Below are 26,227 nucleotides of genomic sequence, written 5' to 3'. Positions count from 1 at the left end.
TTCAGACTCTCCCCATCGCGAAACCCTTGGCGATGTAGTGCCGCACGAACCAGATCACGATCGCGCCCGGCACGATGGTCAGCACGCCGGCCGCGGCGAGCGTGGCCCAGTCCATGCCCGAGGCGCTCACGGTGCGCGTCATGGTAGCGACAATCGGCTTGGCATTGACGCTGGTCAGCGTGCGCGCCAGCAGCAGCTCGACCCAGCTGAACATGAAGCAGAAGAAGGCTGCCACGCCCACGCCGGCCTTGATCAGCGGCAGGAAGATCCGCACGAAGAACCTCGGAAAGCTGTAGCCGTCGATGTAGGCGGTTTCGTCGATCTCGCGCGGAATCCCGCTCATGAAGCCTTCGAGGATCCACACCGCGAGCGGCACGTTGAACAGCAGGTGCGCGAGCGCCACGCCCAGGTGCGTGTCCATCAGCCCCACGGTGCTGTAGAGCTGGAAGAACGGCAGCAAGAACACCGCGGGCGGCGTCATGCGGTTGGTCAGGAGCCAGAAGAACACGTGTTTGTCGCCCAGGAACGAATAGCGCGAGAACGCATAGGCCGCCGGCAGCGCCACGGTCAGCGAAATGACCGTGTTGATGCCCACGTAGATCAGGCTGTTGATGTAGCCCGAGTACCACGAGGCGTCGGTGAAGATGCGCGTGTAGTTGGCCCAGGTGAACTGCTGCGGAAAGAACGAGAAGCTCGAAAGAATCTCGGCGTTCGTCTTGAAGCTCATGTTGACCATCCAGTAGATGGGCAACAGCGCGAAAAGAATATAGAGCAGCAGGAAGATGCTGCGCTTGCGGAACCTGCGCTCGTTCATTGCTCCACCTCCGCCTTCTGGGTACCGACGCGCTGCATCCAGTTGTAGAGGATGAAGCACAGCAGCAAAATGATCAGGAAATAGATCAGCGAGAAAGCCGCCGCCGGGCCCAGGTCGAACTGGCCGACCGCCTTCTGTGTGAGGTACTGGCTCAGGAAGGTCGTCGCATTGCCGGGCCCGCCGCCGGTCAGCACGAAGGGCTCGGTGTAGATCATGAAGCTGTCCATGAAGCGAAGCAGCACCGCGATCATCAGCACGCCGCGCATCTTGGGCAGCTGGATGTAGCGGAACACCGCGAACTTGCTGGCGCCGTCGATCCGCGCGGCCTGATAGTAGGCATCGGGAATCGAGCGCAGGCCCGCAAAGCACAGCAGCGCCACCAGCGGCGTCCAGTGCCACACGTCCATCATCAGCACGGTGAGCCACGCGTCGGTGGCGTCGCCGGTGTAGCTGTAGTCGACGCCCATCTTCTGCAGCGCATGGCCCAGGAGGCCGATGTCGGCACGGCCGTAGATCTGCCAGATGGTTCCAACCACGTTCCACGGAATGAGCAGCGACAGCGCCACCACCACCAGCACCGCCGACGACTTCCATCCGGTGGCCGGCATCGAGAGCGCGAGCGCAATGCCCAGCGGAATTTCGACCGCGAGCACCGACAGCGAGAAGCCGAGCTGCCGCCAGAGCGCGGCATGGAGTTCGCGGTCGCGCATGACGGCCGCGAACCACTCGGTGCCGACGAAAACGCGGCGCTCGGGCGAGATGATGTCCTGCACCGAGTAGTTGACCACCGTCATCAGCGGCACGATGGCCGAGAACGCGACGCAGATCAGCACCGGCAGCACCAGCCACCAGGCCTTCTGGTTGATGGGTTTGTTCACGGCATCCATGGGGCTTGCACCTTCGATAGGGGTTTGGCGCGGTTCTGCGATGCGTTCATGCCACCAGCTCCTCGTCGCGGTAATAGCAGGTGTGGGCGTCGAGCACGCGCAGCCAGACGGTCTCTCCCACGGCCGGCAACGGCGCGTCGGAATGCAGGCGCGCCTTGAGCGCGCTGCCGCCAGCGTCGGCGCTCAGCATGGCGTGGGTGCCCACGTCTTGCACCTGCGTGACGGTGGCCGGCACGGCGCCCTGCGCCCGCGCTTCGACCAGCCGCAGGTATTCGGGCCGGATGCCGAGCTTGAGCGCGCCTTCGGGCAGTTCGCGCGTCGGTACGAGCGGCGTACCCGCCACTTCGAGTGCGCCGTTGGTATTTTTTGCGGACAGGAAATTCATGCCGGGCGAGCCGATGAAATGGCCGACGAAAGTGTGGGCCGGCCGCTCGAACAGCGCCTCGGCGCTGCCCACCTGCACGGCCTTGCCGCGGGTCATGACCACCACCTCTTCGGCAAAGGTGAGCGCCTCGACCTGGTCGTGCGTCACGTAGATCAGCGTGAGCTTGAGCTCGCGGTGAATCTGCTTGAGCTTGCGGCGCAGCTGCCATTTCAGGTGCGGGTCGATCACCGTCAGGGGTTCGTCGAACAGCACGGCCGACACGTCGCTGCGCACCAGCCCGCGCCCGAGCGAGATCTTCTGCTTGGCATCGGCCGCGAGGCCGGCGGCGCGCTGGTTCAGCTGCCCGCTCATGTCGAGCATCTCGGCAATTTCGCCCACGCGCTTCTTGATCTGGTCTTCCGGCACCTTGCGGTTGCGCAGCGGGAACGCGAGGTTCTCGGCCACCGTCATGGTGTCGTAGATGACCGGAAACTGGAACACCTGAGCGATGTTGCGCTCCTGCGGCGTGGCGCGCGTCATGTCGCGGCCGTCGAACGTCACCGTGCCCTGCGAAGGCACCAGGAGGCCCGAGATGACGTTCAGCATGGTGGTCTTGCCGCAGCCCGAGGGGCCGAGCAAGGCGTACGCGCCGCCGTCGCGGAAACTCATCTTCAGCGGCAGCAGCGCATAGTCGCTGTCCTGCGTGGGATTGGGCCGATAGGCGTGTGCCAGGTCGAGATCGATGCGGGCCATGTCAGTTTCCTTTGCGCCAGGCCGGCGCGAGCGCCAGCTTTTCGCCGGCATCGAACACATAGGCTTGCGACGGGCGGAAGTACAGCGTGATCGATGCGCCCAATTCGAAGCGGTGCACGCCGGTGAGCTGCGCCACCAGTTCGCCGACCGCCGTATCGACGTGAACGAAGGTGTCTGAACCGGAAATTTCGGCCAGTTCCACCTTGCCGGGCAGGCCGATGTCGCCCTCCCCCGCGCCGACATTGAGCGCGCTCGCGCGCAGCCCGACGGTGACCGCGCCCGACACGTTTTCAGGCACGGCCAGCGCCAGCGCCGGGCCACCCGCGAGCTGCACGCGGCCTGCGGACGCAGTGCCGGGCAGCAGGTTCATCGGCGGATCGCTGAAGGCGCGCGCCACGCGCAACGACTGCGGCGCGTGGAACACCTCGGCCGTCGGGCCGTACTGCAGCAGCTCGCCGGCGTCCATCACGGCCGTGTAGCCGCCGAGCAGCAGCGCCTCGCCGGGTTCGGTGGTCGCGTAGATCACGGTGGAATCGCCGCTCGCGAACAGTTGCGTCAGTTCCTCGCGCAAGCCTTCGCGCAGCTTGTAGTCGAGGTTGACCAGCGGTTCGTCGAGCAGCATCAGCGGCGCATTCTTGGCGAGCGCGCGCGCCAGCGCCACGCGCTGCTGCTGGCCGCCCGAAAGCTCGGCCGGATAGCGGTCGAGAAACATGCCGATGTGCAGCTTGTCGGCAAGTTCGCGCACTCTCGCATCGATGTTCTTCTCGCCGCGCAGCTTGAGCGGCGAAGCGATGTTGTCGGCCACCTTCAGCGACGGATAGTTGATGAACTGCTGATACACCATGGCCACGTTGCGCTCGCGCACCGGCATGCCGGTGACGTCCTTGTCGTTGACCAGCACCTTGCCCGTGCTGGGCGTGTCCAGTCCCGCCATGAGGCGCATCAGGCTGGTCTTGCCGGCCTGCGTGGCGCCCAGCAGCACGGTGACCGCGCCGCTTCTCGGCGCGATGCTCTGCTCGTAGAGCCATGTCTGCGCGCCGACCTTCTTGGTGACGCGCTCCAGAGTCAATTGCATCAGCGCTTCCCGTTGATCATGTAGAGGTTGTTCTTTACGTGCGCCTGCAGCCAGGCGGCCACCTGCGCGCGCTCTTCGGCCGTATAGCGCAACCCGAGCTTCGACCTGCGCCAGAGCACGTCGTCGGCGCTCATGGCCCATTCGCTCTCCTGCAGAAACTGCAGTTCGCGCGCGTGAAGCCCCGGCGCGACGGCTTCGCCCATGTCGGCCATGGACTCCGCATCGCCAAGCAGCTCGGCCACGCGCGCGCCATAGGCACGCGCCAGCCGCCGCGCGAGCCTGGCATCGAGCCATGCGTAGCGGGCCTGCACCGCGGCCACGAAGCGCTCGAAATCGTCGTCGGGCCGCGTGGCGGCACCGATCCATGCGGAGAGATCGCCGCCCGCCAAAAAGGCGCCATCGGTCCATGGCGGACGCTGCGCGGTCGACTGGCCGAGCATCTTGCCGACCTCGTCGGCCGCGTCCTCGGCCAGCTTGCGGAAGGTCGTGATCTTGCCGCCCCATACCGACAGCAGCGGCGCCGCCGTGGTGTTCGACTCGAGCATGTAGTCGCGCGTGACGGCGGACGGGTCGCCCGACGCGTCGTCGAGCAGCGGGCGCACGCCCGAGTAGGTCCACACCACGTCGGCCGGCACGATGGCCTTCTCGAAGTAGCGGCTCGCCTGCGTGCAGAGATAGGCGATTTCTTCGTCGGCAATGCGCGCCGCGCCGGGGTCGTCGCCGTTCAGCTCGATGTCGGTGGTGCCGATCAGCGTGAACTCGTCCTGATAAGGAATCGCGAAGATGATCCGTTTGTCGGGGTTCTGGAAGATGTAGGCATGGTCGTGCTCGAACAGGCGCGGCACCACGATGTGGCTGCCCTTGACCAGCCGCAGATGCCGCGTGGCCAGCGGCTCGCCCTTGGCCGATTGCGCCACGCCGCGCAGGAACGATTCGGCCCACGGCCCCGCGGCATTGACCACGGCGCGGGCGCGCACCACGCGAATGCCGCCGTCCGCGGCCTCGAGCGTGGCCGTCCAGCCGTCGGCGTCGCGCTGCGCATGAACGCAGCGGGTGCGCGTGAGCACCTCGGCGCCGCGTGCCCTGGCATCCAGCGCATTGAGCACCACCAGCCGGGCATCGTCGACCCAGCCGTCGGAATAAACGAAGCCCCGCTTGAACTGCGGCTTGAGCGGCGCACCGGCCGCGTGGCTGCGCAGGTCGATGCTGCGCGAGCCCGGCAGCACTTCGCGCTTGGCGAGGTGGTCGTACATGAAGAGGCCGATGCGGATCATCCAGGCCGGCCGCATCGACGGGTCGTGCGGCATCACGAAGCGCAGCGGCCACATGATGTGCGGAGCGCTCTTGAGCAGCACCTCGCGCTCCTGCAACGCCTTGCGAACCAGCGAGAACTCGTAATACTCCAGGTAGCGCAGCCCGCCGTGAATGAGCTTGGTCGACGACGAAGACGTGTGCGAGGCGAGATCGTCCTTTTCGCACAGCACCACGCGCCAGCCCCGGCCCGCCAGGTCGCGCGCAATGCCGCAGCCGTTGATGCCGCCGCCGACGATCAGCACATCGCAATCGGTTGCCGGCAGAGGCGAATTGGAGGAGAAATCGCTCACAGAAGATGGGCCCGTAAGTTCGTGACTTCGGTCACGGGAGGGCGCCATTGTATTTTCGCGTCTTTTCATTTGGATTCCTTTTGACGCGATTTTCCTCCGAGTTTTCCCTTAGTCGGGTTCGTTTTCTTTCGTTTTAAAGTGGCACGGCTTGTACTCTCCTGAGAGTTTTCCCGTTCTCCACGACGCTTTTGTGAATTCCAATCCGCGCCAGATCAATCTTCTCGATACCGTGCGCACGCGCGGCTCCGTCACCGTCGAACAGCTGGCCGACATGCTCGGCGTCACGCTGCAGACCGTGCGGCGCGATGTACAGCGGCTGGCGGACCAGGGGCTGCTCACGCGTTTTCACGGCGGCGTGCGCGTGCCGAGCTCCACCACCGAGAACATCGGCTACCAGCAGCGCGAAACGCTGCATGCCGAAGGCAAGGCGCGCATCGCACGGCGCGTGGCCGAGCTGGTGCCCAACGACTGCTCGCTGATCCTCAACATCGGCACCACCACCGAGGCCATCGCCAAGGCGCTGATGCGCCACACGGGCCTGCGCGTGATCACCAACAACCTGAACGTGGCCACCATCCTGAGCGGCAACACCTCTTGCGAGGTGATCGTGGCGGGCGGTTCGGTGCGCCCGCGCGACCGCGCCATCGTGGGCGAGGCCACCATCGATTTCATCCGCCAGTTCAAGGTGGACATCGCGCTGATCGGCGTGTCGAGCATCGAGGCCGACGGATCGCTGCGCGACTTCGACTTGCGCGAAGTGAAGGTGGCGCAAACCATCATCGCCCAGGGACGCGAGGTGTGGCTCGCGGCGGACGCAAGCAAGTTCAACCGGCCCGCGATGATTCAGCTGGGCACGCTCTCGCAGATCGACCGTTTCTTTACCGACGCGGAGCCGCCACCGCCGTTCGCCGACCTGCTGCATGCGGCGCAGGTCCGGCTTGAAATTGCGCGCGATTGAGATGAGGGCTTGTCATTTTGTTTGCCGTGCTAGAAGGCATTCGGGGGGCACTCCCGCCGACGGGGTACCTTGCTCCGCGAATGTCCTCCGGCCTGCGGCCTCCCCCTTGATTTCGCTGCGCAAGGCACCCCATCGACGGGAGCGTTGTTCAGAGCGGTCGTTGATCGCGCGGAACAAGTGCAGCGCCCAGTGTGCACAGGGCATCGGGTGCTCCCCGCAGCGAAATCAAGGAGGAGGCCGCAGGCCGGGGGACATTCGCGGAGGGGAGTACCCGGTGGCCTGTGCACGCGCCCTGAACAACAGCGCCCTGAGCAACAGCGCTACGGACAACAGCGCCAAGAACGCAAGGCAGCCCGCATGATCAGACTCCAAGGAACACCCAAGCCATGACCTACTTGCTAGCACTCGACCAGGGCACCTCCAGCTCCCGCAGCATCGTGTTCGACCGCGAGGGCCGCATCGTCGCCATCGCGCAGAAGGAACTCACTCAGATCTATCCCCAGCCTGGCTGGGTCGAGCATGACCCGATGGAAATCTGGCACAGCCAGCTTGCCACCGCGCGCGAAGTGCTCGTCAAGGCCAAGCTCCAGCCCGCGGACATCCACGCCATCGGCATTACCAACCAGCGCGAAACCACCGTGCTGTGGAACCGCAAGACCGGCCAGCCGGTGCACCACGCCATCGTGTGGCAAGACCGCCGCGCCGAGCCGCTGTGCGCAAAGCTGCGCGACGAAGGCATGACCGGCACCATCCAGGAGAAAACCGGCCTGGTGATCGACGCCTATTTCTCCGGCACCAAGCTGCGCTGGCTGCTCGACAACGTGCCCGGCGCACGCGCGCAGGCCGAGCGCGGCGAGCTCGCCTTCGGCACCGTCGACAGCTGGCTCATGTGGCAACTTACCGGCGGCAAGGTGCACGTGACCGACGTGAGCAACGCCTCGCGCACGATGCTCTTCAACGTGCACCGCAACGAATGGGATGTGGACCTGCTCAAGGCGCTCGACATTCCCGCCGCGCTCATGCCCAAGGTGCAGCCGTCGAGCTCGCACTTTGCCGACACCGATGCGGCCCTGCTCGGCCGTGCGCTGCCCATCGGCGGCGTGGCTGGCGACCAGCAGAGCGCCCTCTTCGGCCAGGCCTGCTTTACGGCCGGCATGGCCAAGAACACCTACGGCACCGGCTGCTTCCTGCTCATGCACACGGGCGCGGCGTTCCAGCCTTCGCACAACGGCCTGCTCGTCACCAGCGCCGCGCAGACCGACGCCACGCCGCAGTACGCGATGGAGGGCAGCGTCTTCGTCGGCGGTGCCGTGGTGCAGTGGCTGCGCGACGGACTCAAGGCCATCAAGGGCAGCGCCGAAGTGCAGTCGCTCGCCGAGAGCGTACCCGACGCGGGCGGCGTGATGATGGTGCCGGCCTTCACCGGCCTCGGCGCGCCCTACTGGCATGCGGATGCGCGCGGCACCATCACCGGCCTCACGCGCGGAACCACCGTGGCGCACATCGCGCGCGCCGCGCTCGAAAGCATCGCCTACCAAAGTGCCGCACTGCTGCAGGCCATGAGCCGCGATGCGGTCGCCGCCGGCGGCACGCCTGTCGCCGAGCTGCGCGTCGACGGCGGTGCCAGCGTGAACGACCTGCTGATGCAGTTCCAGGCCGATCTGCTGGGCATTCCCGTGGTGCGGCCCGAAGTGATCGAGACCACCGCGCTCGGCGCCGCCTACCTCGCGGGCCTGTCGACCGGCGTCTACAGCGATGCGCGGCAGCTCTCGAAACTGTGGAAGGTCGAGCGCCGCTTCATGCCGACCATGGGCCGTGCGCAAGCCGAGGAATCGATGGCGCGCTGGGAACGCGCGGTGCGGCAGGCAACGGCGAGCTGAGCGCCGCCTCGCCCGTACTCAGGCGACGGGGCCGTACATCACGTCGGAGCGCAGCACGTACTTCGTGCCCTCTTCGATCGCCGCACCTTCATGCCAGGTGTCGTGGATGAAAAGCAGCGCCGCGCCGGCTTCGGGCTTCACACGGAACTCGCGGAAGTCGGTGTCGCCGCCGGTGAAGCCGTCGTTCAGGTAGACCAGCAGCGTGAGCTGGCTCGTGAGCCCGTCTTCATGCCACGGCCCGTCCTTGTGCATCTTGAAGCGCTGGCCGGGCGAGTACTTGTAGAAGCGAAGGTCTCTCGGCAGCCCCCGAGCTGCATGCCCGGCGATCTCAGGCAGCGCGACTTGCCCGAGCCGCGCCCATAGCAGCGCAACCCAGTGCGGTGAAGGCAGCATCGCGCGCTCGTTATTGCGTATGGCCGGCATGGCCTTCGGCCCATCCGCGGTGCGCACGCCTGCCGACGCGAAGTCTTCGCGCTCGGCAAGCGCGATCAGCTCTCCGCACTCCTCCGATTCGAGAAAGCCTTCGATCGAGAAGGTACGCGGCGAATGGGCGATCAGCCGCACGCGTTCGCCATGCTCAGTGCGCCGGCACCAAAAAGTCCTGGCTGATCCGCCCGCCCAACTCGTTCACCCGGTCGAGGAACTGCGTGAGGTAGGCATGCAGTCCGGTCGCCAGAATTTCGTCGACGCGCGCGTACTGCAGGTCGGCCAGCAGCTTGCCGGCGCGGCGCTGGGTTTCGGCGCTCTGCTCGTTCTGCACCTTGGCGAGGTTGTTCACCACTTCGACGAGGCTCGCATGCAGCGAACGCGGCATGTCGGCGCGAAGAATGAGCAGCTCGGCCACGCGCTCGGGCTTGATCACGTCGCGGTACACCTTGCGGTACACCTCGAAGGCCGAGACGCTGCGCAGGATGGCGCTCCAGTGATAGAAATCGTACTCCTGGTCTTCCTCGGTGGCAGTGCCGAAGAATTCGCTGTTGAGGGCGTGAAACTTCACGTCCACCAACCGCGCCGTGTTGTCGGCGCGCTCCAGAAAGGTGCCCAGGCGCGAGAAGTAAAAGGCCTCGTCCTGCAGCATGGTGCCGAGCGTCACGCCGCGCGACAGGTGCGAGCGGAACTTGACCCATTCGAAGAACTGCGCCGGGTCGCGCTCGAAATCGCCGGCGCGCAGCATGCGGTTGACTTCGAGCCAGGTGGTGTTCTGGGTTTCCCAGGCTTCGGTGGTCAGTGCGCCGCGAACCGCGCGCGCGTTTTCGCGTGCCGCCTTGAGGCAGGAGACGATCGAAGACGGATTGCTCTCGTCCTTGACCATGAATTCCATCACCTCGTTGGGCGCGATCTGCTCGTACTTCTTGTTGTACGAAGGCAGCAGCTCGCTGATGGACAGCACGCCCTGCCAGCCGTACTTGGCCACTTCGGCCGATTGGGGCAGGAGCGAGGTCTGGTAGTTGACGTCGAGCATGCGCGCGGTGTTTTCCGCGCGCTCGGTATAGCGCGACATCCAGTAGAGGTGATCGGCAGTGCGTGACAGCATCGTTTGTTCTCCTGATTCCTTGCTTTGCTTGCTTGTCTGCTGCGTCAGGCCGACTGCGATTGACTTTGCGATTGCGTCGCCTTGGGCTTGGCGCCGCGGTCCGCTTCGAGGATCCAGGTGTCCTTGGTGCCGCCGCCCTGCGACGAGTTGACCACCAGCGAGCCTTCCTTGAGCGCCACGCGCGTGAGGCCGCCGGGCACCATCTGCACTTCCTTGCCCGACAGCACGAACGGGCGCAGGTCGATGTGGCGCGGCGCAATGCCGGCATCGACAAAAGTCGGCGAGGTCGACAGGCTCAGCGTGGGCTGGGCGATGTAGCCGTCGGGCTTGGCGATCACGGCCTTCTTGAAGTCTTCGATCTCGGCCTGCGTGGCGGCCGGACCGATCAACATGCCGTAGCCGCCGGCGCCGTGCACCTCCTTGACGACCAGGTCCTTCATGTTGTCGAGCGTGTACTGCAGCTCGTCCTTGTTGCGGCACATGTAGGTCGGCACGTTCTTCAGGATCGGCTTTTCGCCGAGGTAGAACTCGATCATCTTGGGCACGTAGGGGTAAATCGACTTGTCGTCGGCCACGCCGGTACCCACCGCATTGCAGATCACGACGTTGCCTGCGCGGTAGGCGCGCATCAGGCCGGCCGTGCCGAGCGTGGAGGTCGAGCGGAACACGTCGGGGTCGAGGAAGTCGTCGTCGACGCGGCGGTAGATCACGTCGACGCGCTTCGGCCCGCGCGTGGTGCGCATGTAGACGAAGTCGTCCTTGACGAACAGGTCCTGCCCTTCGACCAGCTCGACGCCCATCTGCTGCGCGAGGAAGGCATGCTCGAAGTAGGCGCTGTTGTACATGCCGGGGGTCAGCACCACCACGGTGGGCTCGGCCGTGGCGGGCGGTGCGCTCGCACGCAGCGTTTCGAGCAGCAGGTCGGGGTAGTGCGCCACGGGGGCGATGCGGTTCTGGTTGAACAGCTCGGGGAAGAGCCGCATCATCATCTTGCGGTTCTCGAGCATGTAGCTCACGCCGCTGGGCACGCGCAGGTTGTCTTCGAGCACGTAGTACTCGCCGTTGCCCTGGGCATCGGGGGCGCGGACGATGTCGATGCCCGAGATGTTCGAGTAGACGTTGTGCGGCACCGTGACGCCCATCATCTCGGGGCGGAACTGCGCGTTGTTCAGGATCTGCTCGGCCGGAATGATGCCGGCCTTGATGATTTCCTGGTCGTGGTAGACGTCATGCAGAAAGCGGTTGAGCGCCGTCACGCGCTGCACCAGCCCTTTTTCCATGCTCTCCCACTCGTGGGCGGGAATGATGCGCGGCAACAGGTCGAACGGAATGAGCCGCTCGGTACCGGAGCCGTCCTCGTCCTTGGCGCCGTACACCGCAAAGGTGATCCCGACCCGGCGAAAGATCATTTCCGCCTCTTCGCGCCGCGCCCTCATCACCTCGCCGGGCTGCTTCGCAAGCCATTGGTCGTAGCGCTTGTAGTGTTGCCTGATCGCAGCCCCCGCATAGGGCAACTGCTCATACATCTCATCGAATTTGTGCATGGAACGACCAATCTCCTTGAGCCATAGCTTAGCAAGTTCGAGGCCAGTGAAAGCCCTATGTTGGCGCGGAACCCGGCCCCGCGGCCGCTTTCAGGGCAGCCGGTGGTGCCAATAACGGGCATTGAGCTCCCGCTCGCAGCCGACCTCCGCAGGCGCCGCGCTACGCCACAGCGCGGCGCCGCAGGGCACGTTCTCCACCAGCCTGACGCCGTGCGCGGCGTAGCGGTCGACCACCTCCCGGGCCGGATGGCCGAACCGGTTGCGATAGCCCGCCTGAACCAGCGCAATGCGCGGGCGCACCGCGTCGAGCAGCGCCTCGCTCGACGAGGTCTTGCTGCCATGGTGCGGTGCCAGCAGCACATCGGCGCGAAGCTCCGGAGTCCGCGACACCAGCGCCGTTTCCTGCAGGCGCTCGATGTCGCCGGCCAGCAGCACGGTGGCGCGGCCGTTGCCGATGCGCAGCACGCAGGAAATCGCGTTGGGTTTGGTGAAGGAAAGATAGTCCGCCGGCACGGGATGGAGAATTTCGAAATCCACGCCGTCCCAGGTCCAGCGCTGGCCGGCCTCGCAACGCGTCGCCGGCCGCACCGCCTGCAGCGGATGCGTCGCTTCGATCGAGCTCACGAGTGCGGCCTGCGGCTGCATCGCGAGCACCGCGGCCGCGCCGCCGGTGTGGTCGCTGTCGCGGTGGCTCAGCAGCAGCATGTCCAGCCGCTCGTCGAAGGCGCGCAGCAAGGGCACGAGCACGCGGTGGCCGGCGTCGCTTTCGAGGCTGTAGCGCGGACCCGCGTCGTACAGCAGGCTATGCGTTGCGGTGCGAACCAGGACCGCATTGCCTTGCCCGATGTCGGCGGCCAGCAGTTCGAACTGTCCGGCGGCCGGCCGGGGCGCCTGCCAGAGCAGCACCGGCAGCAGCAGCGGCAGGCCCAGCGCGCGAAGCGACCACGGCAGGCGCATCGCCAGCAAAACGCCGCCCGCCACGCCGCACGCGGCCATCCACATCGGCGGGGCAGCCATCGAGACCGTGGCGTAGGGCAACGCGGCCAGCCACTGCAGCAGCACGGCGAGCGCCTGCACCGCCCAGCCGGCAAGATTCCAAAGCGGCGCCACCGCGGTACCCAACATCGCCAGCGGAGTGATCACCAGCGTGACCCATGGGATGGCGATCGCATTGGCCAGCAGGCCCACCACGGACACCTGCTGGAAGAGCAGCAGGCTCAGCGGGGTGAGCGCCAGCGTGATCACCCATTGCTCGCGAAAAAACGCCAGCAGCCGGACCGATGCGCCCGTCTTCTCGTCGGCGGGCCGCATGAAGCCGGTCGTGAACAGGACGCCGACCGCGACGAAGCTGAGCCAGAAACCCGCCTGCATCAACGCCCAAGGGTCGATCGCCACCACCACCGCCGCGATCAGCAGCCAGACATGCGGCCATGGCCAGCGCCGCCCGGTGAGCCGCAGCAACGCCGCGGTCGCCAGCATCCAGACCGTGCGCTGCGACGGCACGCCCCATCCGCTGAAAAGCGCATAGAGCCCGGCCAGCAGCACGCCGCCGACAAGCGCGGCCTGCGGCGCGGGAAAGCGCAGCATCAGCCAGGCGCTGCGGCGCCACAGTGCGCCGACAGCGTGTGCGGCGAGCCAGGCGAACATGGTGATGTGGAGCCCCGAGATCGACATCAGGTGCGCCACGCCGGTGGCGCGAAAAATATCCCAGTCGCTGCGCTCGATGGCGCCCTGGTCGCCGGTGACCAGGGCCGCGATCACGCCGGCCTGCCGGGCGTCGGCCACGCGCTCGAACACCGCGTCACGCACCGCTTCACGTGCCCGCTCGAGCGGATGCAGCCAAGTGGACTGCAGGCGTACCGGCGCCGCATCGCGAGACCCGGTTCGCACATAGCCGCTGGCACGCACGCCCTGCTCCCACAGCCACAGCTCGTTGTCGAAGCCATGCGGATTGAGATTGCCGTGCGGCGCCTTGAGCCGGACCGTGAGGCGCCAGCGTTCGCCCGCATGCAGCGGGCCTGTGTCTTTGCCGGCCATGGCATGCCCTTCGGAGGCGCGGCCCCAGAGACTGGTGTCGTCGCGGTACCAGCCGAGCGCAATGCGCTGCGGAACACGAACGGGAGATGCAAGGCGCCCGTCGGCCCAGCGAGCGGATTCGACATCCAGCCGAAAACGCGTGCCGCCCTCGCTGCGCTGAGGCATTTGCGCGATCACGCCGACCACCTGCAGGTCTTGGCCCTCGAGGGCCGGGTCGAGTGCGCCGTTCGAATAGGCGGCCGCCCGCCAGCCAGCGAGGCCGGCGCCGGCGAAGGATCCGCAAGCCAGGGCAACGATCATGGGCAGCCCTGCCAGCATCGGCCATGCGTAAGCCCGACGAGACAGGAAAGCCGGCGGCCGCCACCGCCGGGAGAGCACGGCCAGTCCCGCAAGCCCCACGAAGAACAAGACCGCGTAGACACCCGCGCTCCACAGCCGCGCCTGATGCAACTGCAATGCCGCACCGAACAGCGTTCCGCCCAGCGCGGCAAAGGCCCACGATCCAGCCGTGACGCTGACGGACTCACGCGCGGGCGTCAACAACGAACTCCAGAAGACATGATGCAAACCCTCCCTGGGCTCACGCTCAATGGCGCGTTAATTGCTTGTCATCTGGGCTAGTATGCGTCTCACAAGAGACATCTTTTCGATGCAATCTCGCAGTACTGCACACAAAACGCATGTCCATTCACGCCGCACTCCACCACGTCACCCATTACAAATACGACCGCCTGGTGCAGTTGGGCCCGCAGGTCGTGCGCTTGCGTCCCGCGCCGCATTGCCGCAGCAACGTCATCTCGTATTCGCTGCAGGTCGAGCCGGCCGGGCATTTCGTCAACTGGATGCAGGACCCGTTCGCCAACTACCAGGCGCGGCTCGTGTTTCCCGAAAAGACGCGCGAGTTCAAGGTCACGGTCGACCTCGTGGTCGAAATGGCGGTCTACAACCCGTTCGACTTTTTTCTCGAGCCGCAGGCCGAGAACTTCCCTTTCAAGTACACCGCCTCGCAGGCCGAAGAGCTTGCCCCCTACCTCGTCACCGAAGAACCCACGCCGCTGCTTTCGGCCTACCTCGACAAGATCGAGCGCAAGGAGCAGCGCACCATCGACTTCCTGGTCGGCCTCAACCAGCAGGTCCAGAAAGACGTCAATTACCTGATCCGCATGGAGCCTGGCGTGCAGACGCCGGAAGAAACGCTCACCAGCGGCAGCGGCTCCTGCCGAGACTCGGGCTGGCTGCTGGTGCAGCTGCTGCGCCACTGCGGCCTGGCGGCGCGTTTCGTTTCGGGCTACCTGATCCAGCTCACGCCCGACGTGAAGTCGCTCGACGGCCCGAGTGGCACCACGGTCGACTTCACCGACCTGCACGCCTGGTGCGAAGTGTTCCTGCCGGGCGCGGGCTGGGTCGGCCTGGACGCCACCTCGGGCCTGATGGCGGGCGAAGGCCACATCCCGCTCGCCTGCACGCCCACGCCTTCGAGCGCCGCGCCCATCGAAGGCGGCGTGGATGAGGCCGAGGTCGATTTCGGCCATGAGATGAAGGTCTCGCGCATCTACGAATCGCCGCGCGTGACCAAGCCCTACACCGAAGAACAATGGGCCGAGGTGCTCGCGCTCGGCGACGCGGTCGATGCGCGCCTCACGGCCGGCGACGTGCGGCTCACGATGGGCGGCGAGCCGACCTACGTGGCCACCAGCGACCGCGATGCGCCCGAGTGGAACACCGACGCGCTCGGCCCCACCAAACGCGGCTACGCCACCGAACTCGTCCACAAGCTGCGCGCGGAATACGGCCAAGGCGGCTTCCTGCACTTCGGCCAGGGCAAGTGGTATCCGGGCGAGCAGCTGCCGCGCTGGGCACTGTCGATCTTCTGGCGCGCCGACGGCCAGACGCTCTGGCACGACCCCGAGCTCTTTGCCGACGAGCGCGTGCCCACGCACTACACAAGCGAAGACGCACGCCGCTTCACCACCGTGCTGGCGCACAAGCTCGGCATCACCGAGCGCTACGTCCAGCCCGGCTACGAAGACGTTTATTACTACCTCTGGCGCGAACGCCGCCTGCCGGTCAACGTCGACCCGTTCGAGTCGAAGCTCGACGACGAACTCGAACGCATTCGCCTGCGCCGCGTGTTCACGCAGAAGCTCGATGCGGTCATCGGCTACATGCTGCCGCTCGAACCGGGCAACGCCGATGCCGATGCACCGGCGCTCGAAGGCCCGGGCTGGAAAACCGGCCCCTGGTTCCTGCGCGACGATCGGCTCTATCTGATCCCGGGCGATTCACCGATGGGCTACCGCCTGCCGCTCGACTCGCAGCCTTGGGCCAGCAAGGGCGACTACCCCTATCTGGTCGAGCGCGACCCGACCGCGCCGCGCACCGCGCTGCCGAGTTCGGCCGACTACCGCGCGCGCTACGCCGTGCCGGCCAGCGGCGCACCGGGCGCCGACCTGGGCACCGTGCCCTATGACTTCGCTGCGCCTCCCCTGGTGCCCGCCAGCTTGCGCATGCAGTCGCCGGGCGCAGCCGCGAGCGGCGATGCGGCCGCGGCCCTCGCCACGGCATCGGCCGAGGCTGCCAGCAGTTCCGCGGCACCGGCCACCCGCCAGCCCGTGCGCGGCGAATCGGCCCACTGGGTCACGCGCACCGCGCTGTGCGTCGAGGTGCGCGACCCGCGCCGCGCGAACGGCCCGGCCGCCGAGAAAAAGGGCAGCGCCTCGGGCGTGCTCTACGTCTTCATGCCGCCGCTTGCGCGCCTGGAAGACTATCTCGACCTGGTCGCGGCCGTCGAAGCCACGGCCCGGCAGCTCGGCATGCGGATCGTGATGGAAGGCTATCCGCCGCCGCGCGACCCGCGCCTGAAGATGCTGGCCGTCACGCCCGACCCGGGCGTGATCGAAGTCAACATCCATCCGGCGCACAACTGGAAGGAACTGGTCGACCACACCGAGTTTCTCTACAACGCCGCATTCGAAACCCGCCTGTCAGCCGAGAAGTTCATGACCGACGGCCGCCACACCGGCACCGGCGGTGGCAACCACTTCGTGATGGGCGGCGCCACGCCGGCCGACAGCCCGTTCCTGCGCCGGCCCGAGCTGCTGGCGAGCCTGCTGCTCTATTGGCACAACCACCCTTCGCTGAGCTACCTGTTCTCGGGCATGTTCATCGGCCCGACGAGCCAGGCGCCGCGCGTCGACGAAGCGCGCAACGACCAGGTCTACGAGCTCGAAATTGCGCTGAAAGAAATCGCGAAGAGCCGCGAGATCCACGGCGCCAACATGCCGGCGTGGCTGGTCGACCGCACCCTGCGCAACATCTTGATCGACGTGTCGGGCAACACGCACAGGAGCGAGTTCTGCATCGACAAGCTCTACTCGCCCGACTCGAGCACCGGCCGCCTCGGCCTGCTCGAATTGCGCGCGTTCGAAATGCCGCCGCACGCGCGCATGAGCATCGCGCAGCAGTTGCTGATTCGCGCCCTGGTGGCGCGCTTCTGGGACGAACCCTACAAGGCGCCTGTCACCCGCTGGGGCACCGAGCTGCACGACCGCTTCGTGCTGCCGACCTTCGTCAAGATGGACTTCGACGACGTGATCAGCGAGATGCGCCAGGCCGGTTTCGCCTTCGATTCCGACTGGTTCGCGCCACACCTGGAGTTCCGCTTCCCGCTGGTCGGCCAGGTGCAGGCCATGGGCGTGGAGCTTTCGCTGCGCAATGCGCTCGAGCCCTGGCATGTGATGGGCGAGGAAGGCTCGGCCGGCGGCACGGTGCGGTACGTCGATTCGTCGCTCGAACGCATCGAGGTGCGCGTGACCGGCCTGAACGAAAGCCGCCACGTGATCACGGTCAACGGCAAGGTGCTGCCACTGCAACCCACCGGCACCGTCGGCGAATTCGTCGCAGGCGTGCGCTACAAGGCCTGGAATCCGCCTTCGGCGCTGCATCCGAGCATCGACGCCCATGCGCCGCTGACCTTCGACATCGTCGACACCTGGATGAAGCGCTCGCTCGGTGGCTGCCAGTATTTCGTCGCCCACCCCGGCGGACTCAACTACGACACCTTCCCCGTCAATGCCTACGAGGCGGAAAGCCGGCGCATGTCGCGCTTCACGCGCATGGGCCACACGCCGGGCCTGATGCGCACGCCCCCGGCGACCATCGAACTCGCGGGCAGCCGCGAATTCCCGTTCACGCTCGATTTGCGGCGGTGAAAAGAGTTAAAGGGACACAGGGCGACATTTAGCACATCGCCCGCCACCTGGCACGGTGACGGCAATGTGACAATCCATCCCCTGTGGAACCTTTGAACGAATCCCTGTTCGACGCCCAGGCACTGGAATTTCCAGCCGCCCTGGCGTCGGCGCTCGCCCCGGCCGCCCTGCCCGGCCACTTCGACGAGCTGCGCGGGCAAGCCACGCCGGCGCGTCAGGCTGCCGCGGCAGCGCCGCCCGCAGCGGCCATGCCGCCCATGCTCTACGACACGGCCGCCGAGCGCCCTGCGCCGGCGCCGAGTCCGTCGCAGGCTCAATCGCAATCCCAGACGCAGACACAGACCCAGGTCCTTCAGCCACCGCAGCCCTCCAACGAGAAGCCGCCCCTCACGACCGCCTGGAACGCTTTCTTCGAACAACTCGGCCCGGGTGGGTTCGGCGACCTGCCAAGGCGCGCGGTCAGCCTGGAACGGCAGATCCGGGACAACGGCGTCACCTACAACGTCTACGCCGACGCCAATGGGCCGCAGCGCCCCTGGTCGCTCGACCTGTTCCCGCTGATCGTCTCGCCCGAGAGCTGGAGCCAGATCGAAACCGGCGTGCTGCAGCGCATGCGCGTGCTCGACCGCGTGATGGCCGATGTCTACGGCCCGCAGCAACTGCTGGCCGAGGGCCTGTTGCCACCGGCACTGGTGCGCGGCCATCCGGGCTACCTGCGCGCCCTTCATGGCGTGAAGCCGCCTGGCGACACCTGGCTGCATATTGCGGCCTTCGACCTCGCGCGCGGGCCCGACGGCAACTGGTGGGTGGTGTCGCAGCGCACGCAGGCGCCCTCGGGCCTCGGCTACCTGCTCGAAAACCGGCTCGCCGTCACACGCCAGTTCCCTCAGGCTTTCGAGGCGCTGCACGTGCAGCGCCTGGCCGCCACCTACAGCGCCATGATGGACGGCCTGCAGCGCATGTGCCCGGCCGGCGTGCCGCCGCACATCGCGCTGCTCACGCCCGGCCCGTACAACGAGACCTACTTCGAGCATGCGTACCTTGCGCGCTATCTCGGCGTGACGCTGGTCGAGGGCAGCGACCTCACGGTTCGCGACCAGCGGCTCTACCTCAAGACATTGCAGGGCCTGCGGCCGGTGCACGGGCTCATCAAGAGGCTGGACGACCAGTTCCTCGACCCCCTCGAGCTGCGCCCCGATTCCACGCTGGGCGTGCCCGGCCTGCTGCAGGCCATTCGCGCCGGCAACGTGCTGGTGGCCAACATGCCGGGGTCGGCGTTTCTCGAATCGCCTGCGCTGCTGGGTTTCCTGCCCGGGTTGGCGCGCCGCCTCATCGGCGAAAAGCTCAAGCTGCCGGCGCTGCCGACCTGGTGGTGCGGCGAACGCGCCGCGCTCGAGGCGGTGCTGCCGCAGCTCGGCGCCTCTGCCATCAAGCCCACCTACCCAGGCTCCGACGGGCAGACCAGCTTCGACGCGGTGCTCGGCAGCGAGCTGAGCCGGCGCCAGCTCGACGAATGGGCCGGCCGCATCGTGCGCGAGGGCGAAGCCCACACCGTGCAGAGCTATCTGCCGCTGTCGCAGATGCCCACCTGGGCCAATGACATGGGCCCCGGCCACATCGCGCCGCGTGCGGTGCTGCTGCGCGTCTTCGCGGTGAGCGACGGCGCGCAGTCGTGGCGCGTGCTGCCCGGCGGGCTGGCACGGCTCGCAGGCCGCGATGCGCAAATCGCCTCCATGCAGCGCGGCGGCAGCAGCGCCGACGTGTGGGTGCAAACGCACGGCGAAGTCGACCGCACCACGCTGCTGCAGCCGCATGCCACGCCGGCTTCGCTCGCGCGGCACCGTGCGCCGGTTACCAGCCGTGCGGCCGAGAACATGTTCTGGCTCGGCCGCTACACCGAGCGCGCCGAAAACGCGGTACGGCTCGCGCGCCTCACGCTCAACCTGCTGGGCAGCGAAGACCAGTCTTCGCGCCCGCTGCTCGACTGGCTGCACCGCATGGCCTTGCGCAATGCGCTGGTGCCGGCGGGCGTGCCCAGCGCGCCGCAATCGCGACGCGTGTTCGAGCGCGCGCTGATTGCCGAGCTCGGCGATGTGGAGCGCGGCGGCAGCGTGGGCTTCAGTTTGCGCTGCATCCGGCAGGCTGCCGCCGCCGTGCGCGAACGGCTCTCGCAGGACAACTGGAATCAGATCGTGCGCGCCGAAGCCGAGTTTCTGCGGCGCGCGGCCGAGCAGGCCGGCGAAGGCAGCTTTGCCACCGGCGCGGCGCTGCGCGCGCTCGAATCCGCCAGCACCGCACTGGCCGCCATGACCGGCGCGCAGACCGACCGCATGACGCGCGACGATGCCTGGCGCCTGCTCTCGATCGGCCGCCACATCGAACGCCTGGGTTTTCTGTCGGACGCGCTGGAGGCCGGCTTCGAGAACGGTGCGGTGCACGAGGTGAGCGGCTTCGAGGCCATGGTGGCGCTGTTCGACAGCACCATCACTTTCCACGCCCGCTACCAGCAGCGGCGCGACGTGGCCACGCTGGTCGACTTGCTGGTGCTCGATGCCGAGAACCCGCGTTCGCTGGCCTGGGTCACGCAAACGCTGCGCGGGCGCATTGCGCGCCTTGCGGGCAGCGCGCCCGGCAAGCTCACGGCGCTGTCTTACGAACTGCCCGATCCCGCGGCCTGGACGCTCGAGCATCTTTGCGCGGCCGGAGCCGATGCCGACTATCCCGCGCTGGTTCAGCTTCTCGCCAACTGCGAGACGGCGGCCTACCATGTGTCCGACGCCATCGGCACGCGCTATTTCACGCTCACGTCGGAATCGCTGCGTTCGGTCGGCGCCTGAACACGCCCTTTCTCCAGGAGGCCGCCACATGTTTGCCAACCGCTGCATCCCGTGGATTGCCGCCGGCCTTCTCGCCGGAGTTGCTGCTCTTGCACTGGCCGGCTGCGGCAAGCAGGAGCCCACTCCCGCTGGTACGGCCCCGCCTCCGCCGGCGGCGGCCCGGGTGCTGGTGGTCGGCACCGATGCCGCCTACACACCGTTCGAGTCGCAGAACGAAAAGGGCGAGATCGCGGGTTTCGACATCGACGTGGTCAAGGCGATCGCGGGCAAGGCCGGCTTCGAGGTGAAGTTCGTCGACACGCCATGGGAAGGCATCTTCAACGCGCTCGACCAGGGCGACCGCGACCTGCTGGTGTCGGCCATCACCATCACCGGCGAGCGCCGCCAGACCATGGACTTTTCGAAGCCCTACTTCGAAGCCAGGCAACTCATCGCAGTCAAGCGCGACGCACAGGTGGCCAGGTTCGAAGACATCAAGGCCATGAAGGTGGGCGTGCAGAACGGCACCACGGGCGACGAGGTGGTGGGCAAGCTGCAGGGCAAATCGAGCGGCAACATCAAACGTTTCGAGTCCACGCCGCTCGCGCTCAAGGAACTCGAAGCCGGCGGCGTCGAAGCCGTGGTGGCCGACAACGGCGTGGTGGAGCACTACCTTGCCAACAACCCCGGCGGCGGCTTCAGGACGGTGAGCGATGCGGCCTTCCCGGTCGAGCAATACGGCATTGCGGTCAAGAAAGGCAATGCGGAGCTCCTGGCCAGGATCGACAAGGGCCTGGACGGCATCAAGGCCGACGGCAGCTACGACAAGATCTACGCGGCGCATTTCGGCAGCACGCCGAAGTAGCAGCCCCAGCAGGAACCCCATGCTTCTTCACGTCACGCACGAAACCCGCTACGAGTATTCGCCCCCGGTCGAAACGGCGCAGCACCTTGCCCACTTGAAGCCGCTGGCCACCGCCTCGCAGCGGCTCGTAAGCCACAAGCTCGTCATCGAGCCGCAGCCCGCACAGCGCAACGAACTGCCCGATGTGTACGGCAACACCCGCGCCTTTTTTGCGCTCGAGGCCACGCACGACAGCCTCGTGGTCACCGCCGAGAGCGTGGTCGAGACCTCGGCGCCTGTGCTTTCTTCAGCCGTGGCACGTGACCTGCCCTGGGAGGCCGTTCGCGAGCGTTTCCGCTACCGCAAGGACGCCACCTTCGATCCGGCTTCCGAGTTTGTGTTTCCCTCGCCCTACGTGCCCCGCCACGACGACTTCGCGGCCTATGCGCGCGCAAGCTTCGCGCCCGAACGGCCGACCTTCGACGTGGCGATGGACCTCACCGAGCGCATGTACCGCGACTTTGCCTACGAAGCCGACAGCACCGAGATCAGCACGCCCGCCGTCGAAGCGCTCGCGCAGCGCAAGGGCGTGTGCCAGGACTTCGCCCACATCATGATTGCCTGCTTTCGCATGATGGGCCTGCCCGCGCGCTACGTGAGCGGCTATCTGCTCACGCAGCCGCCGCCGGGCCAGCCGCGGCTGGTGGGCGCCGACGCCTCGCATGCCTGGGTGTCGGTGTACCTGCCCGGTGAAAGCGATGGGAATGGCGACGGCCCCGAGAGCGCCGGCGGCTGGGCCGAGTTCGACCCCACCAACGGGCGCCAGCCGGGCGAAGACTACGTCGCACTCGCCATCGGCCGCGACTATTCCGACGTGTCGCCCATGCGCGGCGTGCTGCACGGCGGCGCGCGCCACACACTCAAGGTGGGGGTGACGGTGCAGCCCATCGAAGAGCTGCGCACGCAGGCTGCGCACGCGGCGCAGTCACAATCACAGACACAATCGCAGATTCAATCGCAACCCTCGGACAAGGATCTCCAATGAGCGTTTACGACAAGCTTTCCAGCCTCGGCATCACCCTGCCCCCGGTCGCCGCCCCTGCCGCGGCCTATGTGCCTTTCGTGCGCACCGGCAACCTGGTTTTTCTCTCGGGCCATATCGCCAAGAAGGACGGCAAGGTCTGGACCGGCCAGCTCGGCGCGAACATCAGCACCGAAGAAGGCAAGCAGGCCGCGCGCGCCATCGCCATCGATCTGCTGGGCACGCTCCACGCGGCCGTGGGCGACCTGAACAAGATCACGCGCATCGTCAAGGTCATGAGCCTGGTCAACTCCGTGGGCACCTTCACGGAGCAGCACCTGGTGACCAACGGCGCCAGCGAACTGTTTGCCGAAGTGTTCGGCGCCGAGAAGGGCTCGCATGCGCGCAGCGCGTTCGGCGTGGCACAGGTGCCGATGGGCGCCTGCGTCGAGATCGACCTGGTTGCCGAAGTCGGCTGACCACCAGCTCCCGCGCGGGCAGCAACAGCCATGAGCGTGCAGGCCCTGCGCTCGTCCTTCGGCAACAACTGCCACTGGTGCGGCCTGCCCATGGATTTTTCGGAGCCTCGCAGTGCCCCTGACTCGGCCACCATCGAGCACTTGAACGACTCGACGCTGGGCGGCGTCCGCAAGCAGAAGCACCGGCGGCTCGCCCATGCCATTTGCAACCACACGCGCAACGAGTTCAAGCTGCAGGCCGAGCGGAATTTCCAGCGCTGGATTGCCGAGCGCGTCGAACTCGTCCGCCTCGTTGGCGCTGCGGATCAGCCTTCTATGCCGGCTGCGACGAGCCCCGCACCACCAGCTGGCCCGGAAGCAGCAACTGGCGCGGCGGGGCATCCAGTCCCTGCAGCCGTTCGATCAGGCACGTAGCGGCCGACCGTCCGATGGCGTCGGTCGGCTGCGCCACGGTGCTCAGGCCGGGGCCGATCAGCGAAGCCCATTCAGGATCGTCGAAGCCGACGAAGCCCAGCTCCTGCCCGAAGTGCCAGCCGAGCCGCGCCATGGCCTGCGCCACGCGCAGTGTGACCACGGCGTTGCCCGCGACCACCGCGGCACGGCGCCCGCGCTTTGCACGTCGACGCAAGGCGCGCAGGGCTTCGTCGAGCGCATCGCTTTCTCCCTCGACGCTTTCGAACACCTCGCCCGCCACGCGCGGCTCATGCGCCGCAACGCAGGCACCGAAAGCGGCGGCACGTTCGCGCCGCGAGCTCACGCCTTTTTGCGGCTCGGTCAGGTAGAGCAACTCGCGATAGCCGCCTTCGACCAGGTGGCCGCAGGTGTCCCGCATCGCCGAATGGTTGTCGAGCGAGACGAAATCGGTGTGCATGCCGGCGTGCCGGCGGTCGACCAGCACCGCGGGCTTGCCGTGCAGCGTGACCGCATCGACCACGTTGCTGCCGCGCCCCAGCGTGTTGAGAATGAAGCCGTCGACCTGGTAGCCCGCAAGCGCATCGATGGCCTCGCGCTCGCGTTCGCTCTCGTTGCCGAGGTTGAACAGCATCACCAGGTAGCCCGCATCCTGGCAGGCCTTCTCGGCACCGCGCAACACGGCCACTGAATACGGGTTGGTGATATCGGCCACGATCAGGCCGATGAGCCGCGAGCGCCCGTGGCTCAGCGCTTGCGCCATCGGGCTCGGGGTGTAGGCCAGCTTGGCGATGGCCGCTTCCACGCGCGTGGCGATGTCGCGGCTCAAGAGGCGCTCGCGGTGGTTGAGAAAGCGCGAGACGGTGGCCTTGGAGACGCCTGCGGCTTCGGCCACGTCGGCGATGGTGGCGCGGCCGCTGGGGTTCACGGATTTGCTCCTTCCCCCGCTGGGGGAAGGTTGGGATGGGGGCAGGCAGAGCGCTCGATGGATGCGCCGCTTGCCCCCAACCCAGCCCTCCCCCGGAAGGGGAGGGAGAAAATCCTCGGGGGATTCATGCAGCCGCCGTGTCGTACGGCGCCGTCGGTTTCTCGCCCGCCAGCACCTGCAGCAGATTGGTCGTCGCCAGTTCCGCCATCGCATGCCGCGTTTCATGCGTGGCCGAGCCGATGTGCGGCAGCGGCGTCACGCGCGGATGCGTGCGCAGCGGCGAATCGGCGGGCAGCGGCTCTTTCGCGAACACGTCGAGGCCGGCGGCGCGCAATGTGCCGTGGTCGAGCGCGTGGAGCAAGGCAGCTTCGTTCACGGTGGCGCCACGGCCGCCATTGATGAAGGACGCTTGCGGCTTCATGCGCGCGAAAAAGTCAGCATCGATCATGCCGCGCGTCGCATCGGTGAGCGGCAGCATCGCAAGGACGATGTCCGAACGCGCGAGCAGTTCGTCGAGCGGGGTGTGCGTGACGCGGCCCTGCAGTTCGGGCGCCTGCGCCGCCAGGTCGACCGGGCGGCGCGAGTGGTAGAGCACCGGCATGCCGAAGCCCAGCGCAGCGCGCCGCGCCACGGCTTGGCCGATGCGGCCGAAACCGAGAATGCCCAGCGTCTTGCCGTGCACATCGGTGCCGAAAAGTTCATCGCCGATATTCTTCGTCCAGCGGCCTTCGCGCACCAGGCTCGAGAGCTCGACCACGCGCCGCTGCGTGGCCATCAGGATCGCGAACACCGTGTCGGCCACTGTCTCGGTGAGCACGTCGGGCGTGTGGCACAGCACGATGCCGCGCTTGTGCAGTTCCGCCAGCGCGTAGTTGTCCACGCCGACCGACACGCTCGATATGACCTGGAGCTGCGGCGCCGCGTCGAGCAGCGCCGCGTCGACCGTGTGGCTCGCGCCGATCAGGCCGTTCGCGGTGCGCAGCGCCGCGGCAAAAGCCTCGGGTTCGGTGCGCGGGTCGGCAACGGTGACATGGTGCGCGGCCTGCAGGCGCGCCAGTTGGTCTTCGGGCAAGGGCCGGAAGACAAGCACGTTCTTTTTTGTGGTCATGGTCAGAGTCCTGCTTCTTCAAGTTCGGTGCGCGTCGGCAAGCCTTCGGTATCGCCCAGCACCTGCACGGCGCGCGCGCCGATCCAGGCGCCGCGGCGCACGGCCTCGGGCACGCTCTTGCCTTCGAGCAATGCGCTCACCACGCCGGCCGCAAAGCCGTCGCCCGCACCCACGGTGTCGACGACTTCCTTCACCGGAAAACCGTCGATGCGGCCGGTGCCGGCCACGTCGCTGTCGTAGTAGGCACCCTCGGCACCGAGCTTGACGACCACCAGCTTCGCACCGCGCTCGCGGTAGAAGCGCGCCACGTCCTCGGGCTGGGTGTGGCCGGTGAGCAGCAGGCCTTCTTCGATGCCGGGCAGCACCCAGTCGGCGCGCGAAGCCAGCTCGTTGATCCAGTGGCGCATGGTTTCGGCCGAAGACCACAGTGTGGGCCGCAGGTTGGTGTCGAACGAGATCGTGCGGCCGGCCGCGCGCATCACGTCCATCGTCTTGATCGCCGCCTGCAGGCTGGTGTCTGAAATGGCCGGGAACACGCCCGTGGCGTGCAAGTGGCGCGCCGAACGCAGCCAGGCTTCATCGACATCGGCCGGTCCCATCTGGCTCGCGGCCGAACCCTTGCGGTGGTATTCGACCGGCGGATCGCTGCCGTCCGTAACGCGGCCCTTGAACTGGAAGCCGGTGCGCTGCGCGGGGTCGCAGATCACGTGCGAGCAGTCGATGCCCTCGGCTTTCATCGTTGCAATCAGGTAGCGCCCCATCGAGTCCGTGCCCAGCCGGCTGGCCCAGCCCACCTTCAGGCCGAGGCGCGAAAGGCCGATGGCCACGTTGGTCTCGGCGCCCGCGGTGCGCTTGTGGAACGCCTCTGCGTTTTCCAGCGGACCGGGCCGGTCGGCCACCAGCAGCAGCATGGCCTCGCCGAAAAGGGCGACATCGAAAGCGGTGGGTTCTGTCATGTG

19 protein-coding genes are annotated in these 26,227 nt (G+C 67.1%); 7 read left to right on the top strand and 12 right to left on the bottom strand.

Annotation, left to right across the window (positions count from 1 at the left end):
• Position 1: 1 nt before the first annotated feature.
• From QFZ42_RS06340 to glpD, 5 genes are read right to left on the bottom strand one after another with little or no spacing between them, the layout of a single operon-like run.
• A complete protein-coding gene (locus QFZ42_RS06340; RefSeq protein ID WP_307700145.1) occupies positions 2–814 on the bottom strand; it encodes a carbohydrate ABC transporter permease in 813 nt (270 codons plus the stop codon).
• Positions 811–1,701, bottom strand: a complete 891-nt coding sequence (locus QFZ42_RS06335) for a carbohydrate ABC transporter permease (protein WP_307700144.1) — start codon at positions 1,699–1,701, stop codon at positions 811–813. Before QFZ42_RS06335 ends, QFZ42_RS06340 begins: the two co-directional genes overlap by 4 nt.
• 46 nt (positions 1,702–1,747) lie before the next feature.
• A complete protein-coding gene (locus QFZ42_RS06330; RefSeq protein WP_307700143.1) occupies positions 1,748–2,818 on the bottom strand; it encodes an ABC transporter ATP-binding protein in 1,071 nt (356 codons plus the stop codon).
• A 1-nt stretch (position 2,819) separates the two neighbouring features.
• Entirely contained in the window at positions 2,820–3,893 is a 1,074-nt protein-coding gene (locus QFZ42_RS06325; RefSeq protein ID WP_307700142.1) for an ABC transporter ATP-binding protein, read from the bottom strand.
• Entirely contained in the window at positions 3,893–5,566 is a 1,674-nt protein-coding gene (gene glpD / locus QFZ42_RS06320) for a glycerol-3-phosphate dehydrogenase (RefSeq protein ID WP_307700141.1), read from the bottom strand. The genes QFZ42_RS06325 and glpD overlap by 1 nt, the downstream gene beginning before the upstream one ends.
• 121 nt (positions 5,567–5,687) lie before the next feature.
• On the opposite strand from glpD, the gene QFZ42_RS06315 reads away from it, so the two are divergent.
• A complete protein-coding gene (locus QFZ42_RS06315; RefSeq protein WP_307700140.1) occupies positions 5,688–6,455 on the top strand; it encodes a DeoR/GlpR family DNA-binding transcription regulator in 768 nt (255 codons plus the stop codon).
• Positions 6,456–6,841: 386 nt separating this feature from the next.
• The gene (glpK, locus tag QFZ42_RS06310) at positions 6,842–8,335 is read left to right on the top strand and encodes a glycerol kinase GlpK (RefSeq protein WP_307700139.1); all 1,494 of its coding nucleotides are present in this window, start codon (positions 6,842–6,844) and stop codon (positions 8,333–8,335) included.
• A gap of 18 nt (positions 8,336–8,353) precedes the next feature.
• Here glpK and QFZ42_RS06305 read toward each other — a convergent pair whose 3' ends face one another.
• The 4 genes from QFZ42_RS06305 to QFZ42_RS06290 form a co-directional block, all read right to left on the bottom strand.
• Complete coding sequence (locus tag QFZ42_RS06305; protein ID WP_307700138.1) at positions 8,354–8,899, bottom strand: 2OG-Fe(II) oxygenase; 546 nt, start codon at positions 8,897–8,899, stop codon at positions 8,354–8,356.
• Between the two features lie 13 nt (positions 8,900–8,912).
• Positions 8,913–9,869 (bottom strand): alpha-E domain-containing protein, encoded by a 957-nt coding sequence (locus QFZ42_RS06300; protein ID WP_307700137.1) that lies wholly within the window; start codon positions 9,867–9,869, stop codon positions 8,913–8,915.
• A 44-nt stretch (positions 9,870–9,913) separates the two neighbouring features.
• Positions 9,914–11,413 carry a circularly permuted type 2 ATP-grasp protein gene (locus QFZ42_RS06295; RefSeq protein WP_307700136.1) on the bottom strand — a complete coding sequence of 500 codons (1,500 nt, stop codon included), beginning with the start codon at positions 11,411–11,413 and terminating at the stop codon, positions 9,914–9,916.
• 90 nt (positions 11,414–11,503) lie between these two features.
• Positions 11,504–13,990 carry a DNA internalization-related competence protein ComEC/Rec2 gene (locus tag QFZ42_RS06290; RefSeq protein ID WP_307700135.1) on the bottom strand — a complete coding sequence of 829 codons (2,487 nt, stop codon included), beginning with the start codon at positions 13,988–13,990 and terminating at the stop codon, positions 11,504–11,506.
• A 140-nt stretch (positions 13,991–14,130) separates the two neighbouring features.
• Here QFZ42_RS06290 and QFZ42_RS06285 point away from each other — a divergent pair, with 140 nt between their 5' ends.
• From QFZ42_RS06285 to QFZ42_RS06265, 5 genes are all read left to right on the top strand, one after another.
• On the top strand, positions 14,131–17,661 hold the full coding sequence (locus QFZ42_RS06285) for a transglutaminase family protein (RefSeq protein WP_307700134.1): 3,531 nt from the start codon (positions 14,131–14,133) through the stop codon (positions 17,659–17,661).
• 83 nt (positions 17,662–17,744) lie between these two features.
• Positions 17,745–20,498, top strand: a complete 2,754-nt coding sequence (locus QFZ42_RS06280; RefSeq protein WP_307700133.1) for a circularly permuted type 2 ATP-grasp protein — start codon at positions 17,745–17,747, stop codon at positions 20,496–20,498.
• 28 nt (positions 20,499–20,526) lie between these two features.
• Positions 20,527–21,342 carry a basic amino acid ABC transporter substrate-binding protein gene (locus tag QFZ42_RS06275; protein WP_307700132.1) on the top strand — a complete coding sequence of 272 codons (816 nt, stop codon included), beginning with the start codon at positions 20,527–20,529 and terminating at the stop codon, positions 21,340–21,342.
• A 19-nt stretch (positions 21,343–21,361) separates the two neighbouring features.
• Entirely contained in the window at positions 21,362–22,366 is a 1,005-nt protein-coding gene (locus QFZ42_RS06270; RefSeq protein WP_307700131.1) for a transglutaminase family protein, read from the top strand.
• Positions 22,363–22,821, top strand: coding sequence for a RidA family protein (locus QFZ42_RS06265; RefSeq protein ID WP_281146578.1), 459 nt, complete (start codon positions 22,363–22,365; stop codon positions 22,819–22,821). Before QFZ42_RS06270 ends, QFZ42_RS06265 begins: the two co-directional genes overlap by 4 nt.
• Before the next feature lie 313 nt (positions 22,822–23,134).
• Here the strand turns inward: QFZ42_RS06265 and QFZ42_RS06260 are convergent, their stop codons facing one another.
• The 3 genes from QFZ42_RS06260 to QFZ42_RS06250 form a co-directional block, all read right to left on the bottom strand.
• Positions 23,135–24,160, bottom strand: a complete 1,026-nt coding sequence (locus tag QFZ42_RS06260) for a LacI family DNA-binding transcriptional regulator (protein ID WP_307700130.1) — start codon at positions 24,158–24,160, stop codon at positions 23,135–23,137.
• A gap of 124 nt (positions 24,161–24,284) precedes the next feature.
• Positions 24,285–25,268, bottom strand: coding sequence for a 2-hydroxyacid dehydrogenase (locus QFZ42_RS06255; protein WP_307700129.1), 984 nt, complete (start codon positions 25,266–25,268; stop codon positions 24,285–24,287).
• Positions 25,269–25,270: 2 nt separating this feature from the next.
• Entirely contained in the window at positions 25,271–26,224 is a 954-nt protein-coding gene (locus QFZ42_RS06250; protein WP_307700128.1) for a sugar kinase, read from the bottom strand.
• Between the last annotated feature and the right edge of the window lie 3 nt (positions 26,225–26,227).

The organism is Variovorax paradoxus, from assembly GCF_030815855.1.
Taxonomy (GTDB): Bacteria; Pseudomonadota; Gammaproteobacteria; order Burkholderiales; family Burkholderiaceae_C; genus Variovorax; species Variovorax paradoxus_M.
This window is presented reverse-complemented; position numbering and strand designations above follow the sequence as displayed.